General features: G+C 44.4%; 10 protein-coding genes. All 10 read right to left on the reverse strand.

The features are described from left to right. Positions 1-58 precede the first annotated feature (58 nt). The 10 genes from BLU33_RS20330 to BLU33_RS20375 all read right to left on the reverse strand — a co-directional run bounded on the left by BLU33_RS20330 (position 59) and on the right by BLU33_RS20375 (position 10922). Positions 59-877 carry an SDR family NAD(P)-dependent oxidoreductase gene (locus BLU33_RS20330; RefSeq protein WP_091380829.1) on the reverse strand — a complete coding sequence of 273 codons (819 nt, stop codon included), beginning with the start codon at positions 875-877 and terminating at the stop codon, positions 59-61. Between the two features lie 135 nt (positions 878-1012). Further along, positions 1013-2314 carry an ATP-binding protein gene (locus BLU33_RS20335; RefSeq protein WP_091377523.1) on the reverse strand — a complete coding sequence of 434 codons (1302 nt, stop codon included), beginning with the start codon at positions 2312-2314 and terminating at the stop codon, positions 1013-1015. Between the two features lie 9 nt (positions 2315-2323). Then, complete coding sequence (locus BLU33_RS20340) at positions 2324-3019, reverse strand: hypothetical protein (RefSeq protein ID WP_091377526.1); 696 nt, start codon at positions 3017-3019, stop codon at positions 2324-2326. 18 nt (positions 3020-3037) lie between these two features. Beyond that, a complete protein-coding gene (locus BLU33_RS20345) occupies positions 3038-4234 on the reverse strand; it encodes an eCIS core domain-containing protein (RefSeq protein ID WP_197684524.1) in 1197 nt (398 codons plus the stop codon). A gap of 1 nt (position 4235) precedes the next feature. Continuing rightward, positions 4236-5372, reverse strand: a complete 1137-nt coding sequence (locus tag BLU33_RS20350; protein ID WP_157682277.1) for an eCIS core domain-containing protein — start codon at positions 5370-5372, stop codon at positions 4236-4238. Positions 5373-5416: 44 nt separating this feature from the next. Next, a complete protein-coding gene (locus tag BLU33_RS20355) occupies positions 5417-6811 on the reverse strand; it encodes an eCIS core domain-containing protein (RefSeq protein WP_091377536.1) in 1395 nt (464 codons plus the stop codon). Positions 6812-6842: 31 nt separating this feature from the next. After that, positions 6843-7796 carry an eCIS core domain-containing protein gene (locus BLU33_RS20360; protein ID WP_091377539.1) on the reverse strand — a complete coding sequence of 318 codons (954 nt, stop codon included), beginning with the start codon at positions 7794-7796 and terminating at the stop codon, positions 6843-6845. A 47-nt stretch (positions 7797-7843) separates the two neighbouring features. Further along, positions 7844-8104, reverse strand: coding sequence for a hypothetical protein (locus BLU33_RS20365; RefSeq protein ID WP_091377542.1), 261 nt, complete (start codon positions 8102-8104; stop codon positions 7844-7846). A 12-nt stretch (positions 8105-8116) separates the two neighbouring features. Next, complete coding sequence (locus BLU33_RS20370; protein WP_197684525.1) at positions 8117-9283, reverse strand: eCIS core domain-containing protein; 1167 nt, start codon at positions 9281-9283, stop codon at positions 8117-8119. A gap of 10 nt (positions 9284-9293) precedes the next feature. Further along, positions 9294-10922: a contractile injection system tape measure protein gene (locus BLU33_RS20375; RefSeq protein WP_091377545.1), complete on the reverse strand. Its 1629-nt coding sequence runs from the start codon at positions 10920-10922 to the stop codon at positions 9294-9296. Position 10923: the final 1 nt, after the last annotated feature.

The raw sequence follows: 10923 nt of genomic DNA on the forward strand, positions 1-10923 counted from the left end.
ATAACACAAAATCTGCGCTAAATTAAGCGCAGATTTTGTCAGTTAAATACCATTTAAATTAGTGACCGTGCGCAGCTGTTGCCACATCGGCCCATTCTTCCCATTCAGCCAGTTTACCTGCGTAAACTTGTTTAACCCAAGGGAAAGCAACTTTACCCAGGAACAATCTTAACGGAGGGTTTTCGCTATCAACCAGTTTTAAAACCGCATCAACGGTAGCTTCTGGTTTGCCAAAAGCATCATCAGTAAGCCCAGCCTGGAATGCTGCCCTTACACCATCATAAGCCGGTATTGGTTCAGTATTGAATGCTGATGCACCTGCCCAGTCGGTTGAAAAACCATTAGGTTCGATCAATGATACCTTTATGCCAAAGTCTTTTACTTCAGCAGCCAATGTTTCGCTTAAACCCTCAACCGCGAATTTTGACGCGTTGTACAAGCCTAAAACAGGCAAGGTGGTTATACCCAACACGCTTGATACCTGTATAATGTGGCCATGCCCCTGCTCGCGCATAATTGGCAATACGGCCTGTGTTAACCACAATAAACCAAATACGTTGGTTTCAATTTGCTCGCGTGCCTGTTGCTCGGTAGTTTCTTCAATAGCGCCAAATAAGCCGAAACCTGCGTTGTTGATCAATACATCAATACTACCAAATTTTTCCTTTGCCTGTTTAACAGCTGCAAAACCTGCGGCCCTGTCGTTTACATCTAATTTGATAGGTAATATAGCATCGCCATATTCAGCTACCAGGTCGTTAAGTGTGTCCAAGTTTCTTGCAGTAGCTGCAACCTTATCGCCACGTTTTAAAAGTGCTTCTGCCCAGATCTTTCCAAAACCTTTGGATGCACCTGTTATAAAAATTGTTTTTGCCATTGTTTTAAGTTTTTTTGTTGAGTCAAAATTATGGTCAATTTTCAGGGTAGATTTATACAAAAGTGGGTATTAATGATACGTTTTGTATAAGTGGCGTTAATACTGTAATTGCATTGTCACAAAGGGCAATTACCGCTACTTCATACTTCGTTCTTCTTTGCGGTACTCCGTTTTTATGGCCTCATGAATATCATCATGACGAATGTATTCATCGTCCCTGGCTATGGCCTTAAGGCAGGCATAATGCATAATATTAATTATAGCGGCACCATTCAACTCATGCTTATCAGCGATTAATTTCAGACTGAATGTAGGTTCCATTTTATAAGATGCCGGCCACGATTTTTGCCACAGCAATAAGCGCTCCGCAGGATTGGGCGCAGGGAAATGCACTACCGTATGAAATCGCCGTAAAAAGGCCTCATCCATATTGCTTTTAAAGTTTGATGCCAGTATTAACAGGCCGGGAAAATCCTCTATCCTTTGCAACAGGTAGGAGACCTCCTGGTTGGCATACCGGTCGTTGGAGCTTTGGGTTTGTGTTCGCTTGCCGAATAGCGCATCTGCCTCATCAAAAAACAATATCCAGCCCTTGTTCTCCGCTTTCGAGAAAACTTTTTCCAGGTTTTTTTCCGTTTCCCCAATAAATTTCGATACGATCTGCGAAAGATCAATACGGTATACATCCTTATTAAACTGCTTGCCCAACAATGACGCTGTAAGTGTTTTACCCGTACCGGGAGGGCCGTGCAGCAGCACCCTGTAACCTGGTTTCACCTTTCTTTTCAATACTTCGTCTTCCATTAGCTTAGCATTATACATCAGCCAGGTTTTAATGTCGTTGATCTGACTAAAGGTATAGGGGTTAAGCACCAGGTCGTCCCATTGCATCTCTGTAATTATCCGCTTAGCCGGAAACTCGGGACCAAAGCGCGGCGGGATCTCCACTCCCATTACCAAACGGCTTATCCATTCCTGTTCAGCAATTATCCTTCCGCTCATGATCGGCTCGCCTTCCTTTACTGTTTCAAGATAGAGGATTCCGTATCTTACAAGTGTTCCGCCGGTAAGCAATTGCTGCACGAATAAGCGCTTTTCTATATCATCACCAGCCAATATAAACTGGGCAGTTTCGCCGGTAGGCAATAATCCCCGGTGACTGCTTCCCCTCACTCCTCCAAACTCGGGAAAATCACCGCCCTGCGGCATGGCTTCCTTCATTACTTCATCATAAAAATTAGGGTATATATGCGGTATATACACCATCAGGAAGATCAGCCCTTCCGGTGGTGCCAGTTGAACGCCGTACTTTTTAAATTCTTGGGTAATCGCTTCTATCAATGCTGTTAAATCCCACTCAGCGCTATGATCCTTCTGGATGATAGCCTGAAGGTAGCCTGAAAACTGGTGAATATATGTTTCGATCGCTTGCAGCATGGTGATTGATTAAGGATTATATGTTTTGGGGATGAACGACTGATCAAACTCCCATACTTTCGCTGTGGATTTCCTCACATCGGGCGTATCCATTACCAGCTTGTCTATCTCATCCTCCTTCATCGCCTGCTTACGGGTGGGATTAAAATAATCGTATTTAGCACGGTAGGCCCAATACTCCGTCCATGCTTTCCATTTCAATAATTTCAGATCTGCAGGTTTGGTAGGATCAAGCGGCCTTTGTGTGTTTAAAGCACTAGCATATTTAGCTGCAATATCCTTGTGCTGCGATGCCTGGTAAGCATGCACACCTTCATGCAGCAGCGTTCCTTCATCCAAAAAATTATCGTTATCACCATCCAGCCATATCTCATCTCCCGAGTAGTCATCTTCGCCATGTACCATCCCATCAAAATGATAGCATTTAATTTTTTTCGCATCCCATTTGCTCCGGAGCATTTTTACGGCACCTGTTATATAATCCTGTTTACCGTAGCTATTACCCTGCATATTTGTTTCCAGCTTCCTGAGGGTTTCTTCTGCTTTTTGCATGCAATGCGCTGCATCATTACCGGTCATCTCCATTTTCCGCTGAATAATTGCAGGCATACGCTGTATAATATTATTGACAGGCTTAAAAAAAGGTGAAGCTGCCTTATTATTTGCGGAAACTGGTATCATAGCGTTATTTAATCTGTCATACATATTAGCGGCTTTTTACACTTAATAATTAAAGCCTTTATGTGTTGGCAACCATTGCCAGCTAAATGGCCCCTTGCTTACAGTTGGGCATGTGGTTTTGCAAGTAGGCCTGTTAGGATTATCAGGCGCTGTACCTGTAAACCCATTCCACCCGGTTTCTGCCCATGCTCCCGGCGGTCCCGGATCATCAATTCCCACTACATTATAAATAGCTGATAAATTACTCATTGTAGCATGAGAAGGATGCCCCATCTTATCATTACACAGCCTGCATGCACGCCCCCATAATGCATAGTTTACTGTGCCAGCCAAATAGCATTTGCCATCAACCTCTACGGTTAAGCTGCACACATTTTTGTCCTCGCCCATTTCCGGTATTCCGCACCCTATGGCAGCCGGTATTATGCCCGCTAAATGCAGGTGTTCTATATCCCATTCATTATGGATATGGAAAAGGCTCGTTAAGGCATCACAATTGGCCTTTTGCTTATCTGCGTCCCAACCCGCGAATTCAGTGCTAACTTCGTCCAAAACCCTTTTTAAGGGGGCATCTATTTTGGGGCCGCATATTTTGTTGGATTGATCGGGAATCGGCCTTGGCGGCGGTACGTTTTCCGGCACCCCACCCGGTGGAAGGCCACCATCTGAAGGGCCCGCATCTGCCTTTTGAATGCTTTGTTTTGTTGCCCCCTGCTGTACTACATGCGTTAACTCATGCGCCATTAACCGTTGCCCTGATGATGTTTCAGGTGAATATTGCCCGCTGTTAAAAACCATATTATTGCCGGTTGTATAAGCTAAAGCATTAATGGATTGTGCCGATCTTGCAGCTCCTGAATCGGTGTGAATACGCACCTTGGAAAAATCATGCCCAAAACGCGGCTCAAAAAACTGCCGGCTGCCGGCAGAGAGGGTTTGCCCTGTTGTACTTAATGAACTCACATAATTATCTAACTGACTGTTGCCCCCAACTTCTCCTGCGGAACTTTCCTTACGATGCAGCATTTTCTCTTCCTGCTCACAATGAGCACATTTACGCAGTATAGATTTGCCGGCAGGTTTAAAAAAACTGTCCTGGTTTGCTAAGGGAACGGGCATACGCGCAGCAGCATCAGGTTTGTTCATGGCAAACGTGGGCTGAAAAAATGGGGCATGTTTTTTTTCAGCGGAGCTATTATTAACCGATAAATTATTTACATTTTTTGTTGCTTTTTCCATTTTATCCATTCAAAAACAATTTTGCCAAACAGGCATATGAATCCGGGTTATTTAATAATGAGCCGGCGCTATTACTACAACCAGAACCGCATTCCGGAGGATTTCCGCGTAAAGCCCAGGGGTGATCACTCGTACCAAAAGCCCTGTGCCAATTTTCATGAATAATCAAGCCCCCCACATCGGCGGTGGTCCAGCTACTATTTATAACATCAAAACATAAGGTGATATCATGAAGACCTGAAAACCAGCCTAAATCTGTTTCCGCACGTTGGCCACGACATTTTTTTGCATCAGAATTTTGATTGCCGGCATCATTACAGTGATACATATAGTTTTCCGCTATTTTTTGTTGAATAGTGATGTATGTATCTTTAATTGTTTGCTTGTGATTAATGGCATCTCCGCAAAACAATAATGGGATGAGCTGATCTACCCTTGGGTCATTACTTTGAAAAGCCTGTATTACATTGCTCAACATGGTAAGTGCCGCTGCATGCCCCGGCCATATAAATGGCTTCAGGTGTTTGTCATCATCACAAAATTTATCGTGCCCGTATCTTCTTACAACATCCTTCCCCTGCTGTACTACATGCGTTAACTCATGCGCCATTAACCGTTGCCCCGATGATGTTTCAGGCGAATATTGCCCGCTGTTAAAAACTATATTATTGCCGCTTGTGTAAGCTAAAGCGTTAATGGATTGTGCCGATTTTGCAGCTCCTGAATCAGTGTGAATGCGCACCCTGGAAAAATCATGCCCAAAACGCGGCTCAAAAAACTGCCGGCTGCCGGCAGAGAGGGTTTGCCCTGTTGTACTTAATGAACTCACATAATTATCTAACTGACTGTTGCCCCCAACTTCTCCTGCGGAACTTTCCTTACGGTGCAGCATTTTCTCTCCCTGCTCGCAATGAGCACATTTACGCTGTATGGGTTTGCCGGCTGGTTTAAAAAAGCTGTCCTGGTTTGCAAAGGGAACGGGCATACGCATAACCTGGTCTGCCATGTGGTCAGCTTCCTGCTCATATACATCATTGGGCTGGTTAACGGTAAGCTTGGGTTGAAAGAATACAGATCTTACATCCGGCGCCTTTGTCGGATTTTTGTGTTGTGTAAGATTTTGTTTTCCTGCATTCATCTTTATAATAACCTTTAAAATATACCCATCCTTCTTCGGTTCAGTTAAGGAGGGCATGGCCCTGGAATTGCTGCTGAAATTTCTGGCGGCATAGAGTATTGTATACGGCTGTCAAAAGGTCCATTTCCCTTCCTCCATTCGTTACATTGACTGCTGCCATATACAGCAAAACACTGAAGGTCGCAATTGCGATGACATGGATCAGTATAGCAAGTCCCTACACAGTCGCAGGCATCATAACAGTCATCATGTATCCTGCAACCCAGGTGCGAGCCACATTCCTGAACATCGTGATAAGTAAAGGTGTAATGACAACTTCGTGTTGCATCAGGTATACATAGTACCACATCGGGTGCATGAGTGCAGGTAGGCGGGCAATCAGGCCCGCATGCTCCCCTGCATGTTGATGTACTGCGAATATGCGGATCTGTTAATTCAGGTACTCTTACTGTACCATGCCATGATCCGGGCGCCGGAGTTCGCGGTGGGACACAAGGCGGCGGCGCTGCCTGAATATTTAGGGCAACTGCCCTGTAATTCTTATCATGCTCCGAGCCCGGGTATCCACCGGTGGCATTTTCCAGGCCAACTGTATGCCCCGATCCCCTCACTATTGTTGCTACTTTACTAGCCCTTTTGCATGATAATGTAACATTATTTGCTTCGGGTCCCTCGGCACTTGCCATTCCTAATACATCAATTGGTGAAGCGGTGCTGGTTGTTGCTAATTTGTCTGTTAACGCCTTCTGCTGTCCCTCTTCAAAATTATCGGTATCTACTACAAATTTATACCGGTCATTCGAAGGTACGACCGATACAAGGTTGCACGGAGGACCGGGTGCCTTATCTACTTTTTGAATTTTTGATACAGCGCTTCCACCCTGTTGTATTACGTGCGTTAGCTCATGCGCCATTAACCGTTGCCCTGTGGCGGTTTCAGGCGAATACTGTCCGCTGTTAAAAACTATATTATTGCCCGTAGTATAAGCCAGCGCATTTATTGATTCCGCTGATTTTGCGGCTACCTGATCAGTATGGATACGCACATTGGAAAAATCATGCCCAAAACGTGGCTCAAAAAACTGCCTGCTGTTTGTAGAAAGAGATTGCCCTGCTGTGCTTAGCGAACTTACATAGCTATCTAACTGGCTGCTGCCCCCAACTTCACTTGTTGAGCTCTCTTTACGGTGCAGCATTTTATCCTCCTGCTCACAATGAGCACATTTACGCTGAATGGCGTGGCCCGCAGGCTTAAAAAAGCTATCCTGCCTTGCAAAGGGATCAGGCATGCGCATAACGCGGTCGGCCATATGATCAGCTTCCTGTTCGTAGGCATCATTGGGTTGGTTGATGCTGAGTTTGGGCTGAAAAAAATGACCTTTTTGAGGTGAACTATTTTTCACTTCGGTTACGGATGACTGTTGTTGTGTGGCCAGCATTTTTTAAATGTTTCTTATATATGGTGATCTATTACATACCGTAAATACCCCTAACCCCACGCTCCAGCCAACTGCCAACGTCCCTTATTGGCTGTGTTACGGCATCTACAGCCTCGCCTGCAGCATGGCCCACTGATGATAATAATGCAGGGCCTCCGGCCCGCACAATACCCCCTGAATCAAGAACAGTATGTTTTATCGGATCTGCCTTGGAGTCATACTGATCAGGCGTTCCCTGGCAGCCGGAGTACTTGTGGCTATCGGTAACAAGAACTCCTGAATGGTCATAAACACATTCATTCATCGGGTCGGATGGTGTAGGCGCCCTATCCTCAAGAATTGTTCTGAAACCGCAATGAAAGACACTCGTACTACCGAAATAAGGTTTAAAGCCTGGCGGCACCGGGTCATTGTCATTTAAATGGGTAGGGCAGGCCAGCATTCTTTGTACGCCGGGAGTGGTAGTGCTACTGCTTTGCTGCATAACATGGGTTAACTCATGTGCTAATAATTTTTTGCCTTTTTCGCTGTCAGGTGAATACTGGCCGGTGTTAAAAACAATATTATTACCACTGGTATAGGCCAGCGCGTTGATGGCTTGTGCCGATTTTGCTGCTGTTGAATCTGTATGTAATTTGACCTCCGAAAAATCACGCCCGAATTTGGGTTCGAAGAATTTACGGCTGCTTTCAGGCATTGCCTGGCCTGATGAGTTTAATGAACCAACATAACTATCCACGGCATTGCTACCCTGACCCGCGTTCCCTGCATTACATTTACGCTGTATGGCTGAGGGCTTGAAAAAGCTTTTTTGGTTGATGGAATTATCCCCCCTCCGCATAACGTTATCAGCCATATGATCGGCTTCCTGTTCATAAACATCGTTTTCCTGGTTTATGGCAGGTTTAGCCTGAAAAAACGCCGGCCGGCCGGTACCTGACCGTGCCGATTCACAACGCCTGGTTTTGCATGTTATTGATCCCATATCCAATCCATTTACAATTCGTTAGCATCAAATATTTATCGCATCCATTATGGTGCTATTATTCCCTGTTCAACAGCTATTTCCTTCAATAATTTATCGGGTGTAAAAACAAACCTGACCAGCAATTTGGTGATAGTTAAAAACTTCCTTTCGCTGATAACTGATGCGTATACTACATTATCAGTAAGCGCGGAATATTCAAATCCATTATCCTTTAACCAATTGGTTATTGTATCATGATCTGTTGTATTTACCGGGAACTGCGTTACCAAATACTGTTGCAGTTCTTCCCTTGATTTAAATTTCATATTTCTTCTTTTTTATAGAACGGGATCGCCCCAGCCTGGTGCTACCCAAACTGGTTTAACTTCCGGAATACCGCAATTATGTAATATTGTCCGTGCCACAGTATTACTATTAGGGCCGGTAGGTGCATATGGAGTGGCTGTACCATCAATACGCGCTAATTCTCTAACCAAGCAGGCATCGGTTGTTGTACAATCCACCGGATCTTGTGCAGTAACCGAAGGTGCTGATGGCTCCCAGTCTATAGTACCGGGCAGGTATCTGCCATACATGGTAACAATATTGCCAAAAGGTCCGCTGCCAGCTGGCCCGCCACGGTAATAACTTTCCTCGCCTGTTCCTTTATTATGCAGTATAACAAAAAGATGGTAAATTGGTATACCATGCAAAGCCGGAATTTTAGTTGCCCTTACATCCACACGGCAATCCCCTGAAACTACCGGGCCGCCACCACCGCCGCCGCCACTAGAGCCACTTGACGAGGAGCCCTGTTGGACCGCACCTTGCTGCCCGCCATCAGTGGGCTGTGCCTGGGGTTGCTGAGGCAGTCCGCCAGGAGGTAAGCCGCCATCCAATGGGTCCAATTGCCGTTGGATACTTTGGTTAGTTAGCCCCTGCTGTACAACATGCGTAAGTTCATGCGCTATGAGTTTTTTTCCGCTATCACTTTCGGGCGAATACTGGTTAGTATTAAAAACTATATTATTGCCGCTGGTATAGGCCAGCGCGTTAATAGATTGTGCCGATTTTGCCGCTACCGAATCGGTATGGAGCTTAACGTTTGAAAAATTATAGCCGAACCGCGGCTCAAAAAACTTGCGCGCGGTTGATGACATCGACTGGCCAGTTGCACCCAAAGAGCTCACATAATTATTAAGCTGGCTATCGGCATGTACTTCGCCTGTCGAGTTTTCCTTACGGTGTAGTTTTTTATCATCCTCTTCGCACTCATGGCATTTACGTTGCAGCGGATTGATGGCCGGTTTAAAAAAGCCCGGTTGTTTTACTGATGCATCGGGCATGCGCATTACCTGGTCGGCCATATGGTCTGCCTGCTGCTCATATACATCATTAGGTTGGTTTATGGTAAGTTTGGCCTGTACAGTATGATCCTTAAAAAACAGACTACTGCTTTTTAAAGGGTTATTTTCCTGCTGTGATGATTGCTTGCTTTCCTTCATAGATATAAAGTTAATACCAATCCACGTTTAATAACTGTTCCATCCATGGCAGGCGGATGGTTGAAATTCCCCAGGGCAGTTTGCCCAGTAATATATCCAGTGTTTTTTGCTCAATGGTGAGCAACCAACCGTTCTCCCTTAGTTCCAGCTTACCTTCGCGCTGCAAAAATGAGCTGCGTAGCCCTTGTATAGATGTGTTATTTAAAGGTACCCAATAATTAGTTACAGCACCCAATAAATTCTCTGATTCGGTGATCTCTTTTTCGGTTAAGCGTATTTCATCAGGCAATGTATCATCCAGCGGATAGCCGCACATTACCTTTTGCAGGGTGAGGTTAAATTCGGCAACTTTTGTTTCGCCGGTAGCAAGGTAATGCAGTAATAGCACAGCGCGCTGGCAGGCCTCATCGCTTATAAATTTCTTTTCGGCCAAAAGCCCCAAACTTTCAAAGTAAGCTTTTAAAAATGGATGTAGTATTATGGTGCCGCTGTTATTAACAAATAACATATCACCGGCAATTATCTGCGCATCTTTTTTACGTTGTACTGGCTTTGGTTTTTCCTTTTTTTCAGATGATTGTTCATCCTTGGCAATATCGGGCTCATTTATTGCCGCGCTTTCACTATCGGGGATAGTATCAGTCCCGCTTAAAATAGTGCCTTCATCAACCGGATCGGTGCTTACACCAGCAGCTACTTTAACATCATCTGCTACGCTTTGATCTTCATTAAATCCTCCGATGTTTTTAGCAGATTTTCTATTTTTTTTATGATGATCTTTTTTAACTTTTTGTTTTAAACAAACGATCAGCTTTTTGAAATCAGACTGTATAATATTGGTCTTTAGCTCGCTTATTATTTTACTTTCTTTTTTTGGGGTGATATCACTGCCGCTAATACCAAAGTAAACAGAAAGTTTATTTAAAACATGAAAGCTGATATCATTGCTCCTTCTATCGGGCAAAGCCTGCAAAATATATTGCCATATCCGGTTGCGCACGGTAGTTGTTGAGTGCTTCACAAAGCTGTGTATCACTAAGGCCATATCGTTATAGATCAGTTCCCATGAAAAGTCAAACTCAGGCATTGCTCCAGATAATAATCTCCCTAAAAACTTATCGGAAAACTGCAGGATTAATCGCTGAACAACTACCTCATTCGCATGCTGCTTTAATAATACCTTGCTAAAAAACTGCTGGTATTCGCGATCTGTAAAATTATTCAGGATCTCTGTTTCCCAATCATCCATAGTGGTGATAGCCTGGTACCAGGGTAAGTAGCCTTTCTCTAAAAAATAAATAAGGGCATTTATTAACGATTGTTCCCTATTTAACTCCTCGGCACTATCGGCATAGCTTAAATTATCTTTTTGCTGTGATAAGCCTTTGGCCAGTTCGCTCAGCAGTTGCGCCTTAAACTCGTTTTCAAAATTCTGCTGATTTATGGTGCCGAGGTTAAGCTGCAGCTTATCAATGCGTATAATTTTATCTTCGGGAAAAGCATTGTTAAAAATGACATCAATACCGGCCTTTAAATCATGCTGCATCAGGTTGCTTACACTTGCCTGCAAAGCACCCGCATGCTCCCGTTTTGAGAGATTGAGGATTATTTTTTGCCGGTGAATGATATGCCTTACCATT

This window comes from Mucilaginibacter mallensis, from assembly GCF_900105165.1.
Lineage (GTDB): Bacteria > Bacteroidota > Bacteroidia > Sphingobacteriales > Sphingobacteriaceae > Mucilaginibacter > Mucilaginibacter mallensis.